This window comes from Rhizobium sp. CF142 (assembly GCF_000281145.1).
In the GTDB taxonomy this organism is placed as follows: Bacteria; Pseudomonadota; Alphaproteobacteria; order Rhizobiales; family Rhizobiaceae; genus Rhizobium.
Genome location: NZ_AJWE01000010.1, coordinates 1 through 24,817 on the forward strand (window position 1 = coordinate 1; position 24,817 = coordinate 24,817).

A 24,817-nucleotide genomic window follows, 5' to 3' on the forward strand; every position below is an offset into this window, starting at 1 on the left:
TCAAACGTAATCCAGACGTCAGATCAAACTCCTCCGATTTCATCTCCGTCTGAAACCGGGGTTCATAATGCACCGCCGGGAGCGGGACGTTGCGATCTGGCGGAAAAGTTGAAATTGTCATTGTGCGCTAACCCTTGCTTGAGGTTGCGCGGAGATGGTTTCGTAGAGCTTTTCCATCGACCGCATATATGCCTTCATGCTGAAATGGCTGAGATAATGGGCACGCGCCCTGGCCGACAGGTGGCTGCGGATGTCTGGATCCGTAACCAGTCTCGCTAGGGCCGCGGCCAAAGCATCCTTGTCTCCGACAGGGACGAAGACGCCATTTTCGCCGTCGGAGATGACCTCGTCGTGCGCTCCGACACGGGTGGTGACGACAGCAAGCCCGTGGGAAAGTCCTTCGAGCACCGCCATAGCCAAGCCTTCGGCATGCGAGGGCAAGACCAGAATATCGGCACGGGCACACAGCGCACGCGTCTCGTCGGCGCCAAGCCATCCTGGCATCTCCACCAGACCTGAAAGGCCCATGTCTGCAGCCTTGCGGCGATAATCCTCTACAGGCCCGTCGCCTGCCAGCACGGCACGCCACCGAAGGTCTTTCATGACCGGATGGCTGAGGGCGAGCAGAAGTTCCGGAACGCCTTTGCGTTCGCTCAGGCGACCAAGGAAAACGATCAACGGCGGTTCACCGGCACGAACATTGTGCGCGCCGGGATCGGGGACGCAATTGTGAGCGATCACGAGGCGGTGCTCGTCTACGCCCAGAAGTGTCGCGAGTATCATGTGATCTCGTTGGCCCAGCGCCACGACGCAATCAGCACGCTGAAACATGCGGCGTATGAGCGATTGCTGACGCGGCGAGCGGGCAGCAAAGTCGCTGGCATAATCGTAGTCGTGCAGGTGCAATATGTGAAAGCACCCGAGCAAATGGGCAGCCTCGGTCAGGATCAGTTTTCGGGAGGTGCTGCCGCGGCCCGCGATATGGATATGGTGAATGCGTGTCGGATCGACGATTCGATCCTTTGCCATCGTCAGGATGGCGCCTAGCAGGCGCAGCGACGACGTCGCCGCGGACCATCGGGGGCCTCTTGTGTCGGTGACGGCATGGTCTGCCCCGCCTTCTTTCGCGGTGCTGGTTATATAACCGACCAACCTGCCAATGCCGCCGCCGTTCTCGCAGCCACCCGGCACATAGTGACGGACGCTTGCCGTGTTCCGCATCGCCATCTGATGACCATCCGCGAGTGCTTTCATCAGCATGATCCGACCACCTCGCGATAGACGGCTGCGGCCCGGGCGCCGACCTGTTCGGGCGAATTCGGTCCTGTGGCCCATTCGAGCGCGTTGGCGCCGAGATTGTTTCTAAGCTCGCTATTGTCGGCCAATGTCCGGATGGCTTTCGCGAGCTCTTCCGCATCGCCCGGCGGAACCACCATTCCCAATCCGTTGGGCTGGACGGTCGCTCGCAATTCGCCCACGTCAGTCACGATAACGGGTTTGCCGAACGCCGCGGCAAGGTTGAGCACGCCGCTTTGGGATGCTTCGGTGTAGGGAAGGACGACAATGTCGGCATCGAGGAAAAGCTGGGCGACCTCCTCGTCTTCGATAAAACGGTTGCGAATATCGTAGTGACCGGCTTCTCCCATGAGTGGCTTGAAGACCCAGGGATCGTCGCCGCGGCCTGCGACCGTAATGCGCAGATTGGGAAGTGCATCCTTGAGCATGGCCTCGGCGCGGATCAGATGCTCCAAGCCCTTGTAAGCGAAAATCCGTCCAAAGAGCAGGACGCGCACAGTTCCGTCGGCGGCACGCCGCGCCATCTTCTGCCGCCGTGCGAGTTCCGCATAGCGATGGATAGCCGGATGCGACAGGACATGGACGCAGTCCGGGGATTTTGAATATCGATCGAGGACCATCCGCTTCAGCCCCTCGCCATGTACGACGACATGCCCTGACTGTCTCACCATCAATTCCGGAGCCCAGCCGGGCAGCGTGCGCGTATCGGAATCGCCGGGATGCACCTCCACATCATGGACGGTGGTCACGAGCGGGATCGGGCGCCAAAACGGCGCGGCAAAGTTCAGCCAGAGCGTGGAATTGCTTAGGAGATGAATGAGGTTCGGCTGCTCGTGTCGGATGAGACGCGTGAGCTGATGCAGGAACCAGGGATTGGCAAGAGAGCGGTGCCGTGGCCAGTCCAGAAGGTGAAGATCGACGGCTGGATCGAACCAGGAAGCAAGATGCGCGTAACGCCGGCGCGGAACGCCAAGGACGACCGGCATGTGTTGGGCAACGCCGCTCGCGTAGGAAATGGTGTAGTCTTCCAGTTCGGAAACCAGCAGCAGCGCCTTCATTTGGCTGCCTCCGAGAAGCCCACGTCCCGACTGGGGCGAGGAAGGTGGTAGGCGCTACGCAACGCGTCGCGCGTCCGCCGCAGCAGGTTTGGTTCTCCAGCGAAAAACAGCCCTTCGACAGCAAGCTTGAGCCGGGTGCGCGCATTGACGCCATCCAGCTCTGCTGCCGCCATCTGATAGGGATAGTGATCCGAGAGACTGAGCCTTGCCGGCAAGTCGTGGAATGAGAGAAACCGGTTCGTCGCTTCGACACTACGCTGCCAATGCGCCATTCGCCTTTTCAGCATGGAGACATCATCGATTGGCCGGTACCAGTTGTTGTTATGAATTCGGTAGAATCCAAGTGAGTCCGGTAAGGCGGCAACGTCGCCCAGAAATGGATAGATCCCCGTGAGCCATGCGTCGGCGGATATGCGGAACTGTTCGGGAATAGGTCCTGCGGCATCCCACGCGCTGCGCCGTACGGAAACGGCAGATGTCATCGGGAAGGGCCACCAGCCGGCCGATTTGGTCAACTGCGGCGACAGGTCTCCCGAACACAGGGTCCGGGGGATCGGCTTGAGGGTCGGCGAACCATCGATCGAAGTCGGCTGAAGTCGGTGATAGACAAGCGATACTTCGGGATGCGAGCGAAAAGCCGCTATCGTCGCCGACAGCTTGCCCGGCGCCCACCAGTCATCAGCGTCCAGAAAACAGAGGATGCCGCCGCTGCTGGACTTCACTGCGGCGTTGATCGCGGCCGCCTGTCCCGCGTTCTCCTGAAAGATCACCTTCACCCGGCTATCATAGGCTTCCAGAACGGAACGCGACTCGTCGCTGGACCCATCATCGACGACGATTATCTCGGCGTCGGCAATCTCCTGGCTCAAGACGCTGTCGATCGCATGCCCGACGAAACGACCATAATTGTAATTGTTGATAAGAACGCTGATGCCTTGCCGCTCCATGACGCCCTCTCAAGCGGCTTGCTGCGCTGCACCGCGGCGCAGCAACATGATCATGTCCGTTGGGACCTCCATGATGGCGACATCCAGGGGATCCCTATGCTTAACCGGGATCTCGCATGGAGCTGGAGAGGTCGCCGCCAAAAATGCCGGGACGAGTGACGCTTCCATCATGTAATGTGCAGAACTAGGACCAGAACGCGAAACCATAGGAATCCCAACCCTCTAAGCATCAACTACGAACAATCAGCCTGCGCCGGAACCATCGCCTTACGTCATCAGAAACTACCGCCCAGCCATGTCCTTTGCGCTATGCATTCCTTTCCAAGCTACCGGTGAATGGACACACGCAACATCTGCTCTTATTGGCAATCCCCTAGACCCTGGCCGCCACCCTTTGGGGGAGGGAACCGCCGAGGGCGTAAGTGCAACCCGGTCCCTGGATAATGGGTGCATGCTTTAGACGTAGATGCCGCCGCTGTCGGGTAAGTTCGCTGCGGATGCGGTCGGATTGTTGTGAGGCTGTTTTGATTTCGCCAGCCGATGTTGCCGGCGGCGACGGTATCAGGATCGCAGTCAAACTGATCGAAAGTGCCGCACTGTTCGCGCCACCGGCGGCTCACCGTGCGACCGACGTAGCCCTGCGCACCATTTTCGATGGTGCGCAGTCGTGGCCGGTACGATTATGTGCATTGAGATCAGTGCCTGGGTGTGGTTAGGCAGGTGCCCCGATAATCGGTGGAACAACGTTGTTGACAGCGAGCTGTGACAGCACGTCCGCACTGAGCGTTCCCCGAATGCCGGGATGGCGATGGCGGCCTTCCTCGGCATAGGAGTAGGTCTCCGCATCCGATGGACCGAATGTCATGAAAACCGCGACGCGGTCAGGCGTCCTGCTGAGCCGTCGAATGATTGATCGCGTCACGGTGAATGCCTTCTGAACGTCCAGGCGAAGCAGTGGCCCGATCCGCTCGAAGAATTTGCGCAGGCTCCTGTCAATCAGTGTCGGCATCTGCCCGGCATGTTCGATACGCACGTCGAAGATGATCGCATCGCCCGCCCGTACCCCGAGCCCTTTCGCTGGCAGGCTCTGGACCAAACCCTTGAGATGGGATCTTGGGCGTACCTTCAATGTGGCGTTCGAGTTCTCGTCCTGGTCCTGCAGGTAGAATGCGATCTTGTAGACCCTGAAGCTCTCGTCCGAGAAAATACTTCCATCAACGCAACGAGGATGGTGAGGGACGTCATTATGCCACGACGATGTCGTGTTGATCATGAGATCGCATTCGCCTGTAAGAACGACATCGAGCGGTTGCGTAATTTCCTTGAGGCGATTGAGGATCGTATCGGCGGTCATAAACCTGGCGACTTCGTCCACGGCATACATGGCGTGAAGCTGGAATTTGCCGCCGTACAGATACTTGCCGCCGGACCTCAGATATTGTTTGGCAACCCGCCGTAATCTTTCCACCTGCTCAGGCGCCAGGACATCCCTGATGACGATATAGCCATCAGAGGTCAAATCGTTCTGCAGCTGGTTGGTCATGCTGGGCGCCTTTGAAGGCTCTTTGGCGGGCACCCGGAATTCGTCTATTGAATTCACCCCTGTTGAATTCGCCATTGTCTCTCTCCCCGGCTTTGTCGCGCTCAAACCTCCCCAGCTTTGGCCGCGCTAAAGAGACTGTCTTCTGCGGCCGCGCGAAGGTCAAACCGCTCTTTTGGGGTAACGCTTATCAAAAAGAGCAATCAGGCATACCCCGAGGACGCTGCCTTACTTCGAATATTGTAATTCATTTCTATACAGAACGCAGAAATGGGAAGTCTTTCTACGTCCAATAGCTACAGCTGCAAGTATGGAGCCAACAGGCTTGCCAGCATATTCTAGCTGCAGTTTCAGTTGGCAAAAGCGTAGGTCATGAGAAATTCACCAGCAGACAGAAACCAAACTTCAGTCCTTGATCCAAAGGGTTCCCTGAAGTGGACGAATGTCCTTGGTGTTCGAGTTTCCGCAGTCAACCTCAAAAGCGCGACCGGGCTTATCGAAAAGGCGATTGAAGACGGCAGGAAAGAATATGTGTGCGTTCGCGACGCACACGGTGTCGTGCGGTGTCAAAAAGATCACGAGCTTCGGTCCATCCATAACCGGGCGTTCCTCGTAACCCCCGACGGCATGCCGTTGGTTTGGGCACTGAAACACGCTGGTCATGTGGAAAGCGACAGGGTCTACGGACCCGATCTCATGTTGTCCGTTTTCACTGCCGGCAGCTCCAAAGGCTTGCGCCACTTCCTTTATGGCGCGACAGCCGAAACGCTCGAGCAACTGCAGGCGCGCCTTCTCGCAAAATTTCCACAGGCACGGATCGTTGGCTCCTATGCGCCGCCCTTCCGCCAACTGTCGACGCAGGAGGAAGCGGATACTGCCGACCGGCTCAATCGGTCGGGCGCCGATATCATCTGGGTCGGGTTGAGCAGTCCCAAGCAGGAGCTCTGGATGGCGCGCATGCGCGACCGCCTGGAGGCGCCGATGCTCATCGGTGTCGGTGCTGCCTTCGATTTCCACGCCGGCCTCAAGCGCCAGGCTCCGAGGATCATTCAAAGAAGCGGCTTCGAATGGGTGTTTCGTCTTCTATGCGAGCCGCGACGGCTGTGGCGGCGCTATGCGCTCGTCGTGCCGACCTTCATCTCACTGACTGCCTTCCAGAGATTGGGCCTTCGAAAGTTTCCGATCGAAGACGCCGTTTCTGGATCGGGTGCGTCGGGACAAAGGCCGTAGAGGAGTAAAAGCATCATGTCCTCATTTGCGCCGTCAGCGATAACATCGGGTCCGTCGAAGACATCCGCCACAAATGACATGGCGTCCCGGGCAATTCCGGCAGGTTCCGTGCCACCGATAGCAGCCAGGACCATCGACCCCTTAGGGCAGTCAGGGCTGAATATGCCGATTGCACTACGGCGCCGGCTTCCTCGGGTTGCAACGTCGTCATTCCTGGTTGCCGGCGACATTGCAAGCTATCTGGTTGCCTATTTTGTTCTCCTGCCCGTTCTTCCCAGTGGTTCGGAGAGCACAGTTGTGGAGCGTACTTTCACCCTCGCAGCATTGGCTGCGATCGTTCTTTATGCATCGGCCGGCCTCTATCCCGGATATCGACTGCACGACCACGAACATCTGCGGCGGCGCACGATAGCTGCCGTCAAGGTGGCTGTCCTGGTGGCTTTCGGAGCAATCATCCTACCGGAAGGGGAACGACTGCTGCTTGCCATCATTGGTTTCCTCAGCCTCGGGCTGGTCGTTCAGCCATTCATGCATTGGTTCGCACGCGGCCTGTGCTGGAAACTTGGAATCTGGGGGGAGCGTGCGGTGCTCATAGGGGGCCGCAATCTTATCCCTACGCTTATGGCGCATTTCAAGGACCATTGGCAGTATGGCATCCGGCCGGAGCCGTTTTCGCCCGAGGACGCATCGTCCGACGGCGGGCCGTCCATTGCCCTGATTGCGGGTGACGCGGGCTCGCTTGTACCCGATCTGGCGGCGATGCGCGGGAAGTTCGCCGAAGTTATTCTCCTGTCCGATACGCCGAGCCTCAAGGTCAGCGGTTTGCGACCTGCGGATGTCGGCGGAGAGATCGGTATTCGACTCACCACCGGTGGGAGTTCGGTCAATACGGACCTGGTTCGCCGGATCCTCGATCTCGCGATCGCGGTCCCTGCAGCAATCGTGGTTGCGCCCTTCATCGCGATTGCGGCCGCCGCAATCTACGCCATCGATCCGGGACCTGTCTTCTTCCGACATGCCAGGGAAGGACTGTCCGGCAAGCCGGTGCACGTCCTGAAATTGAGGACGATGTACAGAGATGCGGAACAGCGCCTCGAGGCATTGTTCCGAGAGAACCCCGCCATGCGGGCCGAGTGGTTGGCCCATTTCAAGCTCAAGGACGATCCGCGCGTGCTGCCGGTTATCGGACATCTCCTGCGCACTTCGAGCTTCGACGAGCTCCCACAACTGGCGAACATCATTGCAGGCGAGATGGCCATCGTCGGACCGCGTCCGTTTCCGGAATATCACCTCCTGGCGATGGACGGCGAATTTCGAAACAAACGCCGTTCCGTAACGCCGGGGCTCACGGGCCTTTGGCAGATATCCGAACGAAGCAATGCGGATATCGAGCTGCAGCAGCAACTAGACGAGTTCTACATCGACAACCGGTCCCTGTGGTTCGACTGCCAAATCCTTCTCAGCACAATCCCTGCGGTCTTCAAGCGCAGGGGAGCCTACTAGCCATCCTCGTTTCTGCGGGGCAACCATCAACAACGGAGCACACCAATGCACGGACAAAAGCGAATTATGGTAACCGGCGGCACCGGCTTTCTGGGATCATTCCTGTGCGAAAGGCTCTTGCGAGAAGGCAATGATGTCCTCGCCGTGGACAATTACTATACCGGCTCGCGCGACAACGTGCTGCATCTTCTCGACGACCCACGTTTCGAGATTCTTCGCCACGACATTACCTTCCCGCTTTATGTGGAGGTCGATGAGATCTACAACCTCGCCTGTCCGGCATCTCCGGTCCATTATCAGTTTGATCCCGTTCAGACGGTCAAAACCAATGTACACGGGGCCATCAATATGCTTGGTCTCGCCAAACGCACCAAGGCGAAGATCTTCCAGGCATCCACGAGCGAAGTCTATGGCGATCCGGCGGTCCATCCTCAGCCCGAGGAGTATCGAGGCAGCGTCAATCCCATAGGGCCGCGGGCGTGCTACGACGAAGGCAAGCGGTGTGCCGAAACATTGTTCTTCGACTACCATCGTCAATATGGCGTGGAAATCCGGGTGGCACGGATCTTCAATACCTACGGGCCGCGTATGCAGACCAACGACGGCCGCGTCGTCTCCAATTTCATTGTTCAGGCGCTTCAAAACGAACCGATCACCATCTTCGGCAACGGCACGCAAACGCGTTCGTTCTGCTACGTGGATGATCTGATCGAGGGCTTCATCCGCCTGATGGGCGCGCCGGCCGGTGTCACAGGCCCGATCAACCTCGGCAATCCGGGAGAATTCCAGGTTCGGGAACTGGCCGAAATGGTCATCGAAATGACGGGATCGAAATCAAGCATCGTTTACAAGCCTCTGCCGGTCGACGATCCGACGCAGCGCAAGCCGGACATCAGCCGCGCAAAGCAGGACCTGGGCTGGCAGCCGACGGTGAACCTGCGTGAGGGGCTTGAGAAGACGATCGCCTATTTCGAGTGGAAGCTTTCTGGCGGAACCAGGAGCATGCCTGGCGTCAGGTCCCCACAACCGGCTTACACCCATCTGCCCACCCCGGCCGTCGGCCTTCCTGTTCAGGAAGCCGTATCGATCGGCACGTGAACAGCAACGTCGATCACAAGGCGAAGCTCGTTTTCTTTCGATGGGATGGTGCCGGAAACATGAATGTGCACAGCATACCAACAGGAGCCGCCTCTGTGGGCGCAAAACAGCGGTTAGGCCCCATCGTCTTTGCAGTCGATGCGGCCTACGCCGTTCCCTTGGCGACGGCCCTTAGATCGGTCGCCGAGAACAACAAAAGCGCATGGCCTCTGGATATCCATGTCATTCATGAAGGAATAGGCGAAGAAAACAAGCGACGGATCTTTGATTCTCTGCCTGCAAACTCTGCCGTCATCCAGTGGCATCCCATCGGCACTTTGTCCTTCGCGAGCGGATTTTCCACTCGCCCCGGCGTCTCGAAGATGACCTTCGCGAGGATCCTTATGCCGCAGTTCCTTCCGGAGACCTGCAGCCGAGTTCTGTATCTGGATGGTGACATCCTCGTGCTGACCGCGCTCGAACAGTTGTGGAATATCGATCTGGGCGAGGCAGTGATCGGGGCCGTACCGGATTACTGGTTGGATAATGTGGTGAGCAGCGGCCGGGGTGCTACAGGCGGGGCAAGGGTCGAGCGCTACTTCAACGCCGGCATTCTTCTTATCGACCTTGCAAGATGGCGAGCCGAGCGAATATCGGAACGATCTTTGGATTATCTCGATCGCTTTCCGACCACGGAATATTCGGATCAGGACGCTCTCAACGTCGCCTGCGACGGAAAGTGGAAAGTCCTGGACCGCGTCTGGAATTTTCAGTTCGAGCCTACGCAGGCGATCTCCCGTATCGCGCTCGAGCATAAGCCCGCGATCGTTCATTTCGTGACCAATGTGAAGCCCTGGAAATCAGGAAGCTTAAGCCCGAATGTCGCATTCTACGATGCGTTTCGATCCCGGACCCGTTTTGCGCTCACGCGCCGGGAGCGCGCTCAAAGCGGCTTGAAGCGTGCAGGCTCCCGGCTGCTTGCCCGATCCGCCTTCTTGAGAGCTGCATGGTCCTGCACGAAATCGGCCATGCGGGCGCACGCCTCAACGCTGGCGCGAGTGAATCGGGGAGCGAAGAACACATAAGAGTTAAACCTAGCCGAATTCAGGGTTCCATGAAATGCCCCGAACGAAACGATTGCCTGCGGAGGAATAAGTTTGCAACGTGTCGATGTCGTAATTCCATGCTACAACTACGCGCATTTCCTGCAAGAATGTGTTGAAAGCGTTCTTTCGCAAGCCAATGTCGATGTGCGTATCCTTATTCTGGATGACGCCTCGCCAGACAATACGCCGGAAGTCGGAATGGCCTTGGCATCCCGGGACAAACGGGTGACGTATCGGCGGCACACGGTAAACGAGCGCCACATTGCCACTTATAATGAGGGGATCGAGTGGGCCGGCGGCGACTTATTCCTGCTTCTTTCTGCAGATGATTATCTTTTGCCGGGCGCACTGGGCCGCGCCGCAGAGCTTATGCACAATCATCCGGATGTCGGTTTCACGTTCGGGAACGCGCTCATCGCTGAGTCAGATGGCATCATAACCAAGCGGGTCGATCCTCTCGGAGACAATAATGTGCCCGCCATGCAGATCTTGTCCGGTCCGCAGTTCATGCGGTTGAGCGGAGCAAGCAACCTGGTTCCGACGCCGACGGCCGTCGTGAGAACGGCGTTGCAAAAGCAGGTCGGCGGCTACCATAAGGAACTGCCCCATGCCGGCGATATGGAGATGTGGCTGCGGCTCGCATCGCACGCCGGAGTGGGCTACATCAACGAAGATCAAGCAGTATACCGCAGACATGCTTCGAATATGTCGCTGCAATACTATGGACAAAGTATTCTTCCCGACCTTCGACAAAGAAAACAGGCTTTCGATATTCTGTTTCGGCAGGGCGCAGATAGCCTCAAGAAAGATGAGAAACTAAGACGCTTTCTTGCCAGAGATCTCGGGAAAGAGGCGCTTCGACTGGCCGGCATGGCGTTCAATAATTTCGATGTTGCTACAGCCGTGGCTATTCAGCGCTTCGCTCTGGAGGTTTCCCCCGAAGTGCGAAATTCATTGCCCTGGATCAAGTTGGTCTGCAAGCAAACCATCGGGCCCAAATACTGGTGTGCCTTGAATTCTATTGGGCGACGAGTTGCAGGATGAGTGGTTCATCTGGTTCATCCGCAGGGCACGGAAACAATAGCCGATGGTTGAGCGGTTGATCGTTGCTCACGCCAAGACGGGTATGTAAGGCAGAAAATCGGGGATCTTCGACAGTTTCGAACGCGCTATGGCGACTTCAGATATTCGGGTAAGCGACAACGGGTCGAGGTGCAGCGGCTTAAACAGAACCCCGGTGGCCTTTTGGTCTGCGCCACCGGGATAAGTTAGAGCAAGAACGTGCTTGCGGCATGTGAAAAGCTTTGATCGGACGACGGCGTCAGCACGGCGTCTTATTCGCGCTGAAGCCGGAAATACTACCCTGAAACAGATCATTGAGCTTGAACACAACTTCCGTTCTGTTCGTTGCTTTGACCTTTTTCATGATATTGCGAACATGTACCTTGACGGTGCTTTCTCGCAGATTGAGCTCATAGGCGATGATCTTGTTCGCCTTTCCGCGCCGAAGTGCCTCTACGACTTCGGCTTGACGATCCGTGAAGATCCCGGCCAGCGGGCGAGCGGTCGTGTTGCTGGACTCCAGCAAGTGACGCATGGCGAATAGCGTGCTTGCAGGCACGAAAACGCCGCCCGCTACCGACAGCGCGATCAGCTCCATGCAGACGCTGATGCTGACCGAGGCAGGTATGTAGCCCTTGGCCCCGTACTCGATCGCCCTCACGATTTGGCCGAAATCGTCGCTGTCAGCCAATATGATGACTGGTATCGCCCCGAATTCCGCAGCAAGGCTCCTGATCTGCCCCGAAACGGAGGGCTCATCGATCTTCTTGCCGCCAATGTTCAGGAGGATTGCCGAAAGCGGCGGATATTCATCGCATTTCTGCTTCCACTCCTCAACACTTCCGAATGCCAGGATAAGTAAATCCGTCTTGTAGGCGGCCATGCACTGCGCGAGGCATTGCCGATCCAGTTCACGGTTGTCGAGGATCACCAAAGAGTGCTTTGGCCTCGACTGCAAGCTCAAACCAGTGGAACTATTATCTACCTTAAGTGGAAGAGCTACATTTTCCTGCCTAAGGTCTAAATTTGGTACAAGCGCTGAATTCACTGCTTCATCCTCCCCAGCCGAGTTTCACTACGCCTCAACAACAACCGAACACTCAAGCCCTTCAGATATGAGGGTTTGGCAGCACTAAAGTAGGAATTAAATACCACAGTTCCTTTTATCTTAAACTAGCTAATATAGGCTAAAGGAGCAGATTAGTTCCATCGTAAGGTGTAAAGAGGACGTAATTCTTGGTATAGGCTTATGAGATACTAGGCCGTTCGCGGAGGGGTTGATTACGTTGCTCCTTGGTTACGCACGGAACTGCTAAACGCATGAAAATAATGCTCACCCCCGGCGCATGATCGGGGCCGGTCCGCGCCTGTTCCACCACCAACGTTGATCGTTGGCTATGAACTTCGGCTTACATCGTCATGGGTAGATACGTCTTTAGGTGAATAAGCTTAGACGTTTTGTTTCTTTACTCCGATGATGAAAACAATTCTCTTTAAATGGAAAGAAATATTTGTTTTTTCGAAATGAAACCTTGGGCGCAATCATATGGTTGACGGTTTCATTTGGAAATCAGGGTTTGTTGAAGAGTAAGGGGTGCATGCGTATGATTGCATCAAACGTAAAGCTGGATGATAGCTGCGTCATCCATCATCGAGATCTTGTGAATCTCTATGGCTGCACGATCGGCGCGGGAACGCGCGTCGGCACTTTCGTTGAAATCCAGAAAAACGTCCTCGTCGGAAAAGACTGCAAAATCTCCAGCCATTCCTTCATCTGCGAAGGCGTGACGCTGGAAGACGGTGTTTTTATCGGCCACGGGGTGATGTTCACCAATGACACGTACCCGCGCGCCGTCAATGCGGACGGCAGTCTGCAGACCGAAACAGACTGGGTTGTCATCCCCACGCTGGTCAAGCGCCACGCGTCGATCGGCAGCAATGCGACCATTCTGCCTGGCGTAACCATCGGAGAAGCCGCGCAGGTCGGCGCCGGGGCAGTTGTAACGAAGGATGTGCCTGCGGGCGCCATTGTCGCCGGCGTTCCGGCCAGGATTACCGGTCGCGTTCATGACCGATCAGTTGACATGCAAGCGTTGGGAGGAATGCGATGATCGGTATTGCTGTTGTTGGATATGGGTATTGGGGCCCGAACCTGGTTCGCAACATCTCGGAAGCGGCCGGTGCGCAGCTCATTTCAGTCTGTGATCTCAATGTCGAACGGCTGGCGGCTGTCAAAAGCCGCTACCCCGCCGTGACGATCACCGACGATTTCGAGGAAGTCCTGCGTGATCCCAGAGTGGATGCCATCGCTATCGCGACGCCGGTCTTCACCCATTTCAAGCTCGCAATGCAGGCTATGATGGCCGGAAAGCATGTCTTCGTCGAAAAGCCGATGGCTTCGACGACGGAGGAAGCCTCGCGAATGGTCGAAGAGGCCACACGCCGACGTCTCGTGCTGGCCGTGGATCACACCTTCGTCCACACCGGCGCCGTCCGCAAGATGCGCGAACTGGTCGAGAGCGGTTTGGGCGACATGTATTATTACGACTCGGTTCGGGTCAATCTGGGGCTCTTCCAGCATGATGTCAGCGTCATCTGGGATCTTGCAGTGCATGATCTCTCGATCCTGGACCATGTCGTACAGGAAAGGCCGGTGGCTGTTTCAGCGACAGGCATGAGCCATGTACTCGGCGAGCCGGAGAACATCGCCTATCTGACGCTCTTCTTCGAAAGCAAGCTCATCGCTCACATCCACGTCAATTGGCTGGCACCCGTCAAGGTGCGCCGCACGCTGATCGGCGGCAGCAACAAGATGGTCGTCTACGACGATCTGGAGCCCAGCGAAAAAATCAAGGTCTACGACAAGGGCATCACGCTGAACCCGAATTCTCAGGCCTACGGCGAGAAGGTGCATCAGATGATGGTCGGCTACCGCAGTGGCGACATGTGGGCACCCAAGCTCGATATGACCGAGGCATTGAAACGCGAACTGGATCAGTTCGTTGAGTGCATCGAGCAGAATTCGCGGCCCATTACGGACGGCCATGCCGGCCTGCGTGTCGTTCGCATTCTTGAAGCCGCAAGCCGGTCGCTCGCTCAGCGCGGCCGTATCATCGAGCTCGAAGAGGCGAGGCGCATTGCATGATCCCCTTTCTGGACCTGAAAGCACAATATCAATCCATCAAGAGCGAAATCGACGCCGCCGTGCTCGGCGTCCTGGCCTCGGGACAATACATACTGGGCGAGGAGGTCATGCGTCTTGAGCAGGAGTTCGCAGATTATTGCAACGTCAAGCATGCGATCGCCGTCAATACCGGGACAAGTGCTTTGCATCTGTCCCTTCTTGCGGCGGGCGTCGGCCCCGGCGATGAAGTCATCACCGTGCCTTTCACCTTTGTCGCGACGGTGTCGGCGATCTGCTACACCGGTGCACGACCGGTGTTCGTCGATGTCGAGCCAGTGACGCTCACAATGGATCCGGCTGAGATCGAGGCGAAGATAACGCCCCGGACCAAGGCCATTATTCCCGTCCACCTCTACGGCCAGATGGCCGATATGGACGCGATCAAGGCGGTCGCCGACCATTACCGGATACCGGTCATCGAGGATGCCTGCCAGGCGCATGGAGCTCGCTACAAGGGTACTCGCGCCGGCAGCATCGGCACATCCGGTTGCTTCAGCTTCTATCCAGGCAAAAATCTCGGCGCCTGCGGCGAGGGAGGTATCGTCGTCACGAACAGCGACGATCACGCCAAGACGATGCGCATGCTGCGTGACTGGGGTCAGGAGCAGCGCTATCACCATCTGCTGAAGGGCTTCAATTATCGCATGGATGCCATTCAAGGCGCTATCCTGCGCATCAAGCTCCGGCATCTCGAAGCCTGGACCGAGGCCCGTCGTGCTCATGCCCGCCGCTACTCGTCTCTGCTCTCAGGATCAGTGCATTTGAAGACGCCTCTCGAAATTACCGACCGGCGCCACGTCTACCACGTCTATGCCGTCAGAAGCCGCGATCGTGATGCGCTTCAACACACTCTTACTGCGGAAGGCATTCAGTCCGGGCTGCACTATCCGATCCCCGTTCATCTGCAGAAGGCCCATGCCGATCTTGGTTACCAAGCCGGTGATTTCCCAGTCTCGGAAGCCGCGGCACGGGAGGTCCTCTCGCTGCCGATCTATCCCGAGATGCCTGCGTGGCACGTCGATCAGGTGGCCGCTGCGCTGGAGTACGCCTATGTCAGCTAGTCGTGCAGGCGAGGCTAGGGTCGTGCAGGCGGTCCATGGCCGCCACGAAAGGCCGGCGGACCCAGCCTACCACGCTGGGTTAGCCGAAGAACTCAGGCAATCATACGGGCGCGCCGGCCTGATCGAGCTCTACGGTCGCTTCGCCAGCGGTGACGGTGTCGTCGACACCCTGATGCGGAAAGCCATCTGGCAAGCGATTGCGCGCAGCTGCGGCACTGGATTGCAGGTCGCAGGCGGTGCCGGTTTCAAACATCCGGAAACGTTCGAAATCGGCAATGGCGTGTTCATCGGCGCCCAGGCCTATATCCAGGGGCGCTTCGACGGCACTTGCGTGATCGGCGACAACGTCTGGATCGGCCCGATGGCCTATTTCGACGCGCGCGACCTGGTGATCGAGGATTGTGTCGGCTGGGGGCCTGGCGCCAAGGTGCTTGGCTCAGCCCACACGGCAGTGCCGGTTGACGTGCCAATCATCCGCACGGATCTCGAAATCAAGCCGGTCCGCATCGGCGCATGGGCCGATATCGGTACGAACGCGACCATTCTTCCTGGCGTGACGATCGGGAAGGGGGCGATCGTCGGAGCGGGTGCAGTCGTCGTCTCCGATGTTGAGCCGTTTTCAGTTGTCGCCGGTGTGCCGGCGAAGTTCATACGCTGGCGCACGGAAGCCGATCCTGTGCTGGATATATCGCGTGGAGGAAGATCGTGAGAAATCAACGGGTGCTCATTACCGGAGGAGCCGGCCTGATCGGGTCGCATATCGCCGATCTCGTCGCATTGGAAAAACCGCGTGAGATCATCATCCTCGACAATTTCGTGCGCGGACGCCGGGACAATCTCAGCACGGCAATAGCCGGTGGGTCCGTCAACATCATCGAGGGAGATATCCGCGACAGAGCGCTGCTCGCGAAAACCTTCGAAGGCGTCGACATCGTCTTTCATCAGGCGGCCATCCGCATCACGCAATGCGCGGAAGATCCGCGGCTCGCCTTCGATGTGTTGGCCGAGGGCACGTTCAATGTCCTTGAAGCAGCCGTCAAGGCAGGTGTGTCGAAGGTCGTTGCTGCCTCTTCTGCCTCTGTGCTGGGGCTTGCCGAGAGCTTTCCGACCACCGAAGCGCATCATCCCTACAATAACAGGACGATCTACGGCGCGGCCAAGACATTCAATGAGGGGCTGCTTCGCAGCTTCGCTGACATGTACGGCCTGCGTTATGTGGCGCTTCGCTATTTCAACGTCTACGGGCCGCGAATGGACGTTTACGGCGCCTATACCGAAGTGCTGATCCGCTGGATGGAGCGTCTGGCCGCCGGAATGCCGCCCGTTGTCTATGGAGACGGCAGTCAGACGATGGACTTCGTCGATGCACGCGACATCGCCCGGGCAAACCTGCTGGCTGCGAAGAGCGATGTCACGGATGAGGTGTTCAATGTCGCGAGCGGCAGGGAAATAAGCCTCCTGGAACTCGCTCAGATGCTGAGCAGCATCATGGGGGTCTCGCTCGAACCGCAGCACAAAGAGGCCCGTGCGGTCAATGGCGTGACCCGTCGTCTTGCCGATATCACCAAGGCCGAGAAACTCCTGGGATTCAAAGCGGAAATATCGATGGAACAAGGGCTTCGCGACCTTGTGGCCTGGTGGCAGCTGACGACTGCTGCAGCAGGAGGTCAAGCTGCATGAGCCCGTCACCGTCTACAATTCCGGTCGCCAAGCCCGTTCTTGGGGAGGAAGAGGCCGAGGCTGCGCGCCGTGTTATTCTGTCGGGATGGGTGACGCAGGGGCCGGAAGTCGCTGCTTTCGAGATCGAATTTGCGGCCTTTGTCGGTGCGGCGCATGCCTGCGCCGTTTCCAACTGCACGACTGCGCTGCATCTCGCCCTGAAGGCTGTCGGTGTCAGCGCCGGTGATGAAGTCATCACGGTCAGCCATTCCTTCATCGCAACCGCGAATGCCGTTCGGTACTGCGATGGGGTGCCCGTATTTGTCGACATCGAGGCGGACGGCTACAATATCGACGCCAGCCTGATCGAAGCGGCAATCACGCCCCGCACCAAGGCAATTCTCTGCGTGCATCAGCTTGGCATGCCTTGCGATCTCCGCTCGATCGTGGAGATCGGCAAGCGCCTTCAGATACCGGTTATCGAGGATGCAGCCTGCGCGACGGGAAGCGAAATCCTCTGGGACGGGCGCTGGGAAAAGATCGGCAAGGCGCATGGCGACATTTCCTGCTTTTCCTTCCATCCCCGGAAGGTCGTCACGACAGGTGACGGCGGCATGTTGACTACGGCCAATCCCGAATATGACCGAAAATTCCGGCTATGGCGTCAGCATGGCATGAGCGTCACCGATACCGTTCGTCACGGCTCGAAACAGGTGATCTTCGAAGACTATGACGACCTAGGCTACAACTACCGTATGACCGACCTTCAGGCCGCCGTTGGACGCGAGCAGTTGCGTCGGCTGCCGGGGCTGATCGCGCAACGGAGGCTGCTTGCCGAGCAGTATCGTGAGCACCTGTCCGCCATGTCAGGGCTGTCGCCGGTCGAGCCGCGTTGGGCTCGCAGCAACTGGCAGAGCTTCTGTGTGAGATTGCCTGAAACGGTCGATCAACGGGCGGTCATGCAAGCCCTCCTCGATCAGGGGATCTCGACGCGGCGCGGCGTGATGAACATTCATCTGGAGAGAGCCTATTCCGACCGGAGCTCGCATCGCGTTGCCACAAGCCTGATGCGAAGCGTATCAGCGCAACAGCAAACGATTATCCTGCCGCTTTATGCTCAGATGACGGAGCTCGATATCGCACGTGTTGTCGAGGCACTTCGCGGAGCGCTTGCTGAAGCCGTGACCGATCATGCGAGTGTGCAACGCGATCTGGACGTCGCTCTCGCCTGACAGCGTTTTTGCATGACGAACAATGCGCGTATCACCCGATGCGCGCATTGTTCGTTATGCAGACTTCGCAATCCATCCCCGGATGATTGCTGGCACGGACTCCGGCGGAAGCAGATCGACCAGCATGCGCAGCGAATAGAACCCGGTGAGAGCCACGGCGACGGAGCCAATCGCTGTCGCCGGCCATAGCGGCAGGACCGAGAACGCCAGGAAGACCAGTCCCGACACAGGCAGGAAAAGCAAAGCGTGCCTGCGATTGCCGGCGGACCAGCGAAAACCAGTAAGCTTCCGCACGATCACGTAGATGAGGATGCTGTGCCAGACATAGAGGCCGAAAAACGCCATACCGGCTCCTGGCGTGCCGAGCAGCGATACGAAGAGCCAGGCGAGCCCGACATGCACGACTGCGGCCGCTACCTCCGTCCAGAAGAAAATCGCCTGGGTGCGCTTCGCTACGACAATGAAGCCCATTGGCCAGGAGATGATCCGGAGCATCATGCCAAGGCAGATCCAGCGTAGAAGATCCACGGCCCCGTGAAACTCCGCGGAATAGAACAGGCTCATCATGAGCGGTGCCAGGGTCAGCGTGGCGAGCAGACCGGGGCCGGCGAGCAACATGCTGATTTCGGCCTGTTCATTGACCAGCCGATTGCATTCGGCATCGTTGTCCGCTGCTGCGGTCAGGCGTGGATAAAAATCCGTTCCCATCGCCTGCAGGATGAAGCCGGCATAGAGGCCGCCAAGGCCCCAGGCTGCCTGATACAATCCCGCCGCCATGACGCCACCCTCCTTCAGCACGATGAGGCGGATGGCATAGGCTGCACCGAAGGTCAGAAGTCCGCTTGCCATGAAGACGAAGCCGAGCCTGAGCAGCGCCGACACTTCCCGGCCGAACTGGCGCGCGGGCATTGGCGAGGGATGCGGGCAGATGCGCCGGCTGTACCACCAGGTCGGTAGGATTGAGGCAGCCGCGATCACCACGAGCGACGGTGCGATCGCCTGCATGCCGAACAGATAGATCAGCGGGATGCTGACCGCCGTGCCGAAAAGCCCGGCAAGCACGTTGATGCGGGCAAGATCTGCAATACCCCGCAGGCCCTGGATCAATGCGGTCTGCCCCGCAGAAACCAGTCGACAGAAGATTGCCAGCGACAACAATGCAATGCCGCCGGCATGCTGGTAGTCGCCGAATGTGAAATTCGAGACCGGGAATGCCAGCGCGGCGAGAAGGAGCGCACCAAGCAATGCGAGCACCATCGATATGCGTCTGAGCACTGTCGCCGATCGTGCGATCCTTTCCGCGTCATCGGTGCCCGCAGCTTCGGCAATCTGGCGCACGCCGCTGCTTCCAACACCAAGCCCGGCAATCGCCTGCGCGATATCGAGGATTGACCCGTAAAGGCCCATGAGCCCGACGCCTTCCGGCCCGAGCAGCACGGCCATTGCCTTGTTTCTGATAATGCTGAGTGCGACGTTCACGAGCGAGGAGCCGCCCATCAGCATCGTCGACTTGAGAATCTGGGTGTAAGTCTGGCTGCTGGGTGGGGTCATGCGCAAAGTCATCGGACGCCCCCAGCCTGAATCTCGTGATGGCGCTCAACCCTCCGCAGAAGGTAGCTTGGCCGCGGCACATGCTTTTCGCGCATCACCGGCTTACCTGACTGATATGCGCCTCTGTCTGGACAGGCAGCCCAGCGGCGTCCTCCGACGCCGCTTCGGCCATGCGGGCCTGCGTTACCCTGACCACGTCACCCGGTGCCAGTTCAGTCGTTTCGGATGCCTGGAATTCTGCGACCTGTCCGTTGTCGCGCCGGCTTACGGTGAAGGTCAGCGGAAGTTCTTCACCGCGTTCATTCACGTTGCCGCTGCTGGCGAGTTCTTCGAGAAGCAGTTGTTGCGTCGTGTCGCGCTTTAATCTCAGCTGATCGAGATTGGCCTTCTCCGACTGTACTTCGGAAGCGACTTCATTCCGGCGCGTGTCGGAAAGTCCCTCGAGATTGCGCGTCGTCTCGTTGATCGCTTGACGCCCTCGCATGATAGCTGTGACAAGATCCAGCTTGTCAGACCGGTAGGTGTTGAGCAACCGTTCCAGATCCATCTGGCGCGAGGTGATCGTGAGGCCTTTCTCGACCAGCGTCTTGACGCTGGTCAGCTGTTCCTCGACCGACTGGATATTGTCATCCGAGCCCTTCAGCTTTTCGTCCAGCGTATCGATTTCCGCCTTCAGGAGATCGCGCAATTCGACGAGCGCCGTCGACTGCCTTTCCAGCGCACTTGCGCGAGCCTGAAATATGACCCTCTCCTCGTCATAGATACTGGCCGCATATTGCTGGTCGGCGGCGGGCGGCTGATCGAAGGTTATCTCCTTCGCTCCGGCCATCTCCGCTTGCAGCCGCGCGAGCTTCGCGGAGCTTCGCAGCAGCGAATGATCGATTTCCCGCAGGTCTCCGGCAAGCGTGATCGTCTGCGATCGTTGCCGAGCTGCCGGCCGCAGCGGGCCGCCGCTCATGGCCAGGGATTGGAGGACGCTAAGACCGGAGCGAAACTTGTATTCCCCCGGCGTGGTTACGTCTCCCACGACGAAAATGGACGGATAGTCGAGAACGTCGATGGTGACTGCAGGTGTCTGCGCCAAACCCATCTTTTCCTGCAGGCGTTTTGCAATCTCGTTGGTGAGGCCTGCATTGTCCAGATTTCCAATGGACAGCGATCCCAGAAAGGGCAAGGAGACTGCGCCTTCATTCGAAATCGTATATTCGCCGCCAATCGCATCCCATCGCTCGAACTGCCCCTTGGACGGCATCCACTGGACGACCGTCAGGCGGATTTTTGTTTGCGGAGCAAAGGGCGCGCTGTCGGCGAGAGCTGGAGACGCCACACCGGTGAAAAAGACGAGTGCGCTGACGGCAAACGTCGCACGAAAGAACATGTGAGGAACGCGGTACGAAAGCTTCATATACATGTCCAGCCTGCAAAGCATCCTTAAACGGATACAGGTTCAATGCCTTAGGCGCTGCGCGCACGCCGAACGCCGGGTCCGAGGCCGCAACACCAGTGTGCAGCCTGGCGAAGCCTTGAGGAAGATGAAGGCCGGATACTTGGCTTCATCACTATTGATGAGACGGGGTAGGGTGCTTCAACCCAAATCGAGCGGGAACATATGTCCACGGCTCACGAACGGCCGTTGGAAGCGGAGGGGGTTAGGCGTCCCCACGGATTGACGTCATAAGTCAGGAAATCGCAATCAGATCGCGTCACGCTCCGTGCGCAGATTGGCGACGACGCGCCTGTTCTGCACCTTGCAGGAACGTTGCGTGCAGTCGCGGACTTCGCGGTCCGCACCGTAACCCTTGGCCCACATGCGTTTGCCGTCGACGCCCTTCGAGACGAGATAGGTCATAACAGCATCGGCGCGCTGCTGCGACAGGGTCTTCATTTTCGACTCCGAACCGGAATCGTCGGCAAATCCCTGCAGCTTGATCAGCCAGGCCGGATTCCTGTTCAGCCAGGCAGCCTGGTTGTCCAGCGTTGTCATGGCGACGGTATCGAGCTTGGCGGAATCCTGCGTGAAGTAGATCCGTCGGCCGACACTGAGGATGAAATCCTCTTCACTGCCAGCCTTGACGTTCTCGAAACCGGGCGCGGGATCGTTAGTCTGGCCGGTCAGTGGTGCTGCTGCTGGCTCCTCTACGGATGCGATATCGGTGGTGGTGCAGGCCGTGAGCGCCAGAAGCATGGCCGAGGCGGCAAGACGCCTCGCATATGCGGTCAAAACAGACATCAGGGTGATTTCCTCATTCGACCGGGGTGGCCTGGCTGACCTCGGCGGCGGGCGCCTGGTCGGCAATATGCGGCAGAACCTGCACCGCGGTGCCGATCGGGCAACGCTGGTAAAGATCGATGGCGTCTTCGTTGAACATGCGGATGCAGCCACTGGAGGCATCCTTACCGATGCTCCACGGTTCCAACGTGCCATGGAAGCGGTAGCCGGTATCGACGCCATCACGCAGCAGGTACATGGCACGGGGGCCGAGTGGATTCTTCGGTGAGCCTCCCGCCACGAATTCCGGCAGTTCGGGATGACGCTTGCGCATCTCCGGAGGCGGCGTCCAGCGTGGCCAAAGCGATTTGTTGTCGATCGTGGCGCGGCCAAACCATTTGAAGCCCTCGCGGCCGACGCCGACGCCGTAGCGAATGGCTGTCTTGTTCTCCATGATTACATAGAGAAAATGATGGCGCGTATCGACAACAACGGTGCCGATCGGCTCGCTGCTGAAATATTTGACAACCTGGCGGTGCCATTGCTTGTCGATCTTGGCGAAGTTGGTCGCTCGGAACGTGACGCCATTATCGACGGCAGTGCCGGCAAAATAGGAAGCCGCCTGGGCAAAAGCCGGTTTCTGTACCGCGCCAGCGCCAAGTAACGCCAGTCCACCAAGCAGAATATCCCTGCGAGTCCACACCATCGGCCGTATCCCCCTCAAAGCCAAGCAGCGCGGTGCCAGTAAATCAGATTTTTCATTTGTCACAACACAAAACTCTTCTCATCCCCTAAAGACTGAGACGGAGTTGCTAATGTCCGGGGTCTGCGTTGCTCTGATCGTTACTCGGCGAGAACGGTGCTATACCCACCTGCATAACATAGCCAGGAGGCGGCCACGAACTGTGCGGCCTTGCGAAGTTGGATCCCGGTTCCGTGCGCCGAGCTGCTGATCAAACCGTCGCTCAACTCTGAAACTCCTGCAAATTCAATCTTGAAAAAACATGCTGGAAATTGTCAAGTTTTTTTGGTTTACCTCTTTCGTTGCGAAATATGCGGAATTTGGAATCCGGCGTTTGGCTCGCCTGACGGTTGTTCATCTCCGCGTTTCTTTATGGATATTGTTATGGGCATCAGGGAGGACGACCGGCGGTATGCGGTCTATGCGGCACATCGCTCCGACCTCATTCGATACGCTACGCCCATCGTCGGTTCGCGAGAGGAAGCGGAAGACCTCGTCCAGGAGGTCTTCATAAAATTCGTGCCGGAAGACGCAGCCACACCCCAGAAGCTGAAGGCGTACCTCTTCCGCATGGTGCGCAACCTCGCGCTCGATGTGCGCAGGCGCCAGAAGCGCGACTTGCGCGCCCGTCCGGAAGATACGCCATGGTGGGGGCTCCCCCTTGATACGGGAACACCCGAGGAGAACGCACTCTTCTGCGATCAGGTCAGACAGGTCGAGGCGATCCTTTCGGAAATGCCGGAGCAGACGCGCATCGCCGTGGAAATGCATCGTTTCGGCGGATACCGCATGGAGGACATCGCCAGCCACCTCGACATTTCGGTGGCCGGCGTTCACAGGCTGATCAAAGCCGCAATTGTCGAATTCGCCAAAAAAATGGGATGATCCGCTAAGAATCTCGAATCCGCGTGAAAAAAACGGGCGAGATAAACGTCATTGTTCGTGAAGCGGTAAAACAACGGGGATGCGACATGGTTTGGCTACAGGAAAGACTGGGAACTGATGGTCGTCGAACCGGATAAAAGGCCTGATGTTTCGGACGAGGCGCTGGCGGCGGCGGCCGACTGGTTCCTTCTCTTGCAAGAAGGGCCGGAAGACGATGAACTCAAAGCGCGCTTGGAGCGCTGGCTGGGCAGCCATAACGAACACCGCCTGGCCTGGGAGCGCACGGAGAAGGCATGGGCCGCGATGGGGCAGGTGGTCCCGGCCATGCAATCGCAGTGGGAGTATGCGCCAAGATCGGAGGCCCGGCCCGACATGCGCAAGCCGGCAGTTGCTCGGCATCGCGCGCCATGGCGGCGGGTTGCCGTGGCAGCGGCGGTCGTGGCCGCGCTCTGTCTTGGGCTCGTCATTGCGCCCGGCCTGATGCTTCGCTTGAGCGCTGACTATTCAACGTCCACGGCTGAGACCCGCACGATCACCCTTCAGGACGGCAGCACGGTGACGATGGCTGCCGCGACCTCGATCGCTTTGGGTTACGGCGACGGACGGCGTGGCATCAAGCTTCTTGCCGGCGAGGCGTATTTCGAGGTGGTGCCGGACAAGAACAGGCCCTTTACGGTAGAGGCAAATGGCGTCCGCGTCGAGGTGCTCGGCACTGCCTTCGATGTGCAGCTCGCCGACGGGCTGACCAGCATTGCCCTTGCGCATGGTTCCGTTCAAGCCTCTGTTGAGGGGTCATCTGCTACCCCACCCGAACGGCTGGTGCCCGGAGATCTGCTGACCGTCGATCCGAACAGCGCCGTCATGACGAAGGACACGATCCCGGTCGACGAGATCGCCAATTGGCGCAATGGCGAACTCTATGTCGTCAACGCGACGCTCGGCTCTGTGATCGAGCAGATCCAGCGCTACCACCCAGCCTGGATATCGGTTCCCGATGCGGCACTCGCCCATCAGCGGGTCACAGGCTTCTACAATCTCAGGCAACCCGACCAGGCACTGCGCGCGCTAGTCGAACCTTATGGTGGTAAGGTCCGTTCGATATCCTCGCTGGCACGCATCGTCAGCCGGCTCTAAAAAAATTTGACTGTAATTATCAAGATTTAGCGAAATCCACTCAAAACCCTGAAAAAACTCTGAGCACTAATCGTCATTTCGTTGAAAGCGCCGGGCACGACATCGGCGCGGGCTACTGGAGAGACGAGAGTGAGCATGCGAGTGAGGGTAGGGGTTTTGGGGCTTAACGGCGCGCGCCGAACGGGTGGGCGTACGCGACGAGCTCGGCTATCGGCGACAACAGCTTTTGCAATTTTATCTGTCATGACCGGCGCTCACGCGCAGTCGGCGCCGACCGCTCAGGTACAAGCCCAAGCGGCCGCAGCACTCCCTTTCAATATCCCGTCGCAACCCTTGGCGAG

General features: G+C 58.3%; 22 protein-coding genes. 13 read left to right on the plus strand and 9 right to left on the minus strand.

Translation table 11 applies throughout. The annotated features are described in order from the left end of the window. Window positions 1–117 precede the first annotated feature (117 nt). From PMI11_RS02620 to PMI11_RS02635, 4 genes are all read right to left on the minus strand, one after another. Entirely contained in the window at window positions 118–1,260 is a 1,143-nt protein-coding gene (locus PMI11_RS02620; protein WP_007813009.1) for a glycosyltransferase family 4 protein, read from the minus strand. Next, the gene (locus PMI11_RS02625) at window positions 1,254–2,354 is read right to left on the minus strand and encodes a glycosyltransferase family 4 protein (protein WP_007813010.1); all 1,101 of its coding nucleotides are present in this window, start codon (window positions 2,352–2,354) and stop codon (window positions 1,254–1,256) included. Before PMI11_RS02625 ends, PMI11_RS02620 begins: the two co-directional genes overlap by 7 nt. Further along, the gene (locus PMI11_RS02630) at window positions 2,351–3,301 is read right to left on the minus strand and encodes a glycosyltransferase family 2 protein (protein WP_007813011.1); all 951 of its coding nucleotides are present in this window, start codon (window positions 3,299–3,301) and stop codon (window positions 2,351–2,353) included. Before PMI11_RS02630 ends, PMI11_RS02625 begins: the two co-directional genes overlap by 4 nt. 712 nt (window positions 3,302–4,013) lie before the next feature. Then, on the minus strand, window positions 4,014–4,844 hold the full coding sequence (locus PMI11_RS02635; RefSeq protein WP_244430524.1) for a phytanoyl-CoA dioxygenase family protein: 831 nt from the start codon (window positions 4,842–4,844) through the stop codon (window positions 4,014–4,016). Between the two features lie 369 nt (window positions 4,845–5,213). Here PMI11_RS02635 and PMI11_RS02640 point away from each other — a divergent pair, with 369 nt between their 5' ends. The 5 genes from PMI11_RS02640 (at window position 5,214) to PMI11_RS02660 (ending at window position 10,801) form a co-directional block, all read left to right on the plus strand. Then, the gene (locus PMI11_RS02640) at window positions 5,214–6,071 is read left to right on the plus strand and encodes a WecB/TagA/CpsF family glycosyltransferase (protein ID WP_037070577.1); all 858 of its coding nucleotides are present in this window, start codon (window positions 5,214–5,216) and stop codon (window positions 6,069–6,071) included. 15 nt (window positions 6,072–6,086) lie between these two features. After that, on the plus strand, window positions 6,087–7,574 hold the full coding sequence (locus PMI11_RS02645; RefSeq protein ID WP_007813014.1) for a sugar transferase: 1,488 nt from the start codon (window positions 6,087–6,089) through the stop codon (window positions 7,572–7,574). Between the two features lie 45 nt (window positions 7,575–7,619). Continuing rightward, window positions 7,620–8,672: a UDP-glucuronic acid decarboxylase family protein gene (locus PMI11_RS02650; protein WP_007813015.1), complete on the plus strand. Its 1,053-nt coding sequence runs from the start codon at window positions 7,620–7,622 to the stop codon at window positions 8,670–8,672. Beyond that, window positions 8,669–9,736: a glycosyltransferase family 8 protein gene (locus PMI11_RS02655; RefSeq protein ID WP_244430525.1), complete on the plus strand. Its 1,068-nt coding sequence runs from the start codon at window positions 8,669–8,671 to the stop codon at window positions 9,734–9,736. The genes PMI11_RS02650 and PMI11_RS02655 overlap by 4 nt, the downstream gene beginning before the upstream one ends. 72 nt (window positions 9,737–9,808) lie before the next feature. Then, window positions 9,809–10,801, plus strand: coding sequence for a glycosyltransferase (locus PMI11_RS02660; RefSeq protein ID WP_007813017.1), 993 nt, complete (start codon window positions 9,809–9,811; stop codon window positions 10,799–10,801). A 277-nt stretch (window positions 10,802–11,078) separates the two neighbouring features. Here PMI11_RS02660 and PMI11_RS02665 read toward each other — a convergent pair whose 3' ends face one another. Continuing rightward, window positions 11,079–11,867: a response regulator transcription factor gene (locus PMI11_RS02665; RefSeq protein WP_007813018.1), complete on the minus strand. Its 789-nt coding sequence runs from the start codon at window positions 11,865–11,867 to the stop codon at window positions 11,079–11,081. Window positions 11,868–12,423: 556 nt separating this feature from the next. Between PMI11_RS02665 and PMI11_RS02670 the strand changes: the two genes are divergently transcribed. The 6 genes from PMI11_RS02670 to PMI11_RS02695 are packed head-to-tail and all read left to right on the plus strand — an operon-like array spanning window position 12,424 to window position 17,955. Further along, the gene (locus PMI11_RS02670; RefSeq protein WP_037070578.1) at window positions 12,424–12,930 is read left to right on the plus strand and encodes an acyltransferase; all 507 of its coding nucleotides are present in this window, start codon (window positions 12,424–12,426) and stop codon (window positions 12,928–12,930) included. Then, the gene (locus tag PMI11_RS02675; RefSeq protein ID WP_007813020.1) at window positions 12,927–13,964 is read left to right on the plus strand and encodes a Gfo/Idh/MocA family protein; all 1,038 of its coding nucleotides are present in this window, start codon (window positions 12,927–12,929) and stop codon (window positions 13,962–13,964) included. Before PMI11_RS02670 ends, PMI11_RS02675 begins: the two co-directional genes overlap by 4 nt. Further along, on the plus strand, window positions 13,961–15,064 hold the full coding sequence (locus PMI11_RS02680; protein ID WP_007813021.1) for a DegT/DnrJ/EryC1/StrS family aminotransferase: 1,104 nt from the start codon (window positions 13,961–13,963) through the stop codon (window positions 15,062–15,064). The genes PMI11_RS02675 and PMI11_RS02680 overlap by 4 nt, the downstream gene beginning before the upstream one ends. After that, window positions 15,054–15,773: an acyltransferase gene (locus PMI11_RS02685; RefSeq protein ID WP_007813022.1), complete on the plus strand. Its 720-nt coding sequence runs from the start codon at window positions 15,054–15,056 to the stop codon at window positions 15,771–15,773. The genes PMI11_RS02680 and PMI11_RS02685 overlap by 11 nt, the downstream gene beginning before the upstream one ends. After that, entirely contained in the window at window positions 15,770–16,744 is a 975-nt protein-coding gene (locus PMI11_RS02690; RefSeq protein WP_007813023.1) for an NAD-dependent epimerase/dehydratase family protein, read from the plus strand. Before PMI11_RS02685 ends, PMI11_RS02690 begins: the two co-directional genes overlap by 4 nt. Then, a complete protein-coding gene (locus PMI11_RS02695) occupies window positions 16,741–17,955 on the plus strand; it encodes a DegT/DnrJ/EryC1/StrS family aminotransferase (protein WP_007813024.1) in 1,215 nt (404 codons plus the stop codon). Before PMI11_RS02690 ends, PMI11_RS02695 begins: the two co-directional genes overlap by 4 nt. Before the next feature lie 54 nt (window positions 17,956–18,009). Here PMI11_RS02695 and PMI11_RS02700 read toward each other — a convergent pair whose 3' ends face one another. From PMI11_RS02700 to PMI11_RS02715, 4 genes are all read right to left on the minus strand, one after another. After that, on the minus strand, window positions 18,010–19,518 hold the full coding sequence (locus tag PMI11_RS02700) for an O-antigen translocase (protein WP_007813025.1): 1,509 nt from the start codon (window positions 19,516–19,518) through the stop codon (window positions 18,010–18,012). Between the two features lie 82 nt (window positions 19,519–19,600). Further along, window positions 19,601–20,911: a polysaccharide biosynthesis/export family protein gene (locus PMI11_RS02705; protein WP_193385589.1), complete on the minus strand. Its 1,311-nt coding sequence runs from the start codon at window positions 20,909–20,911 to the stop codon at window positions 19,601–19,603. Between the two features lie 288 nt (window positions 20,912–21,199). Further along, window positions 21,200–21,736, minus strand: coding sequence for an OmpA family protein (locus PMI11_RS02710; RefSeq protein ID WP_007813027.1), 537 nt, complete (start codon window positions 21,734–21,736; stop codon window positions 21,200–21,202). 13 nt (window positions 21,737–21,749) lie between these two features. Next, window positions 21,750–22,421, minus strand: a complete 672-nt coding sequence (locus PMI11_RS02715) for a L,D-transpeptidase (protein WP_007813028.1) — start codon at window positions 22,419–22,421, stop codon at window positions 21,750–21,752. Between the two features lie 420 nt (window positions 22,422–22,841). On the opposite strand from PMI11_RS02715, the gene PMI11_RS02720 reads away from it, so the two are divergent. Both PMI11_RS02720 and PMI11_RS02725 read left to right on the plus strand, forming a co-directional pair. After that, complete coding sequence (locus tag PMI11_RS02720) at window positions 22,842–23,342, plus strand: RNA polymerase sigma factor (protein ID WP_007813029.1); 501 nt, start codon at window positions 22,842–22,844, stop codon at window positions 23,340–23,342. A gap of 117 nt (window positions 23,343–23,459) precedes the next feature. Then, entirely contained in the window at window positions 23,460–24,476 is a 1,017-nt protein-coding gene (locus tag PMI11_RS02725; RefSeq protein ID WP_007813030.1) for a FecR family protein, read from the plus strand. Window positions 24,477–24,817 lie beyond the last annotated feature (341 nt).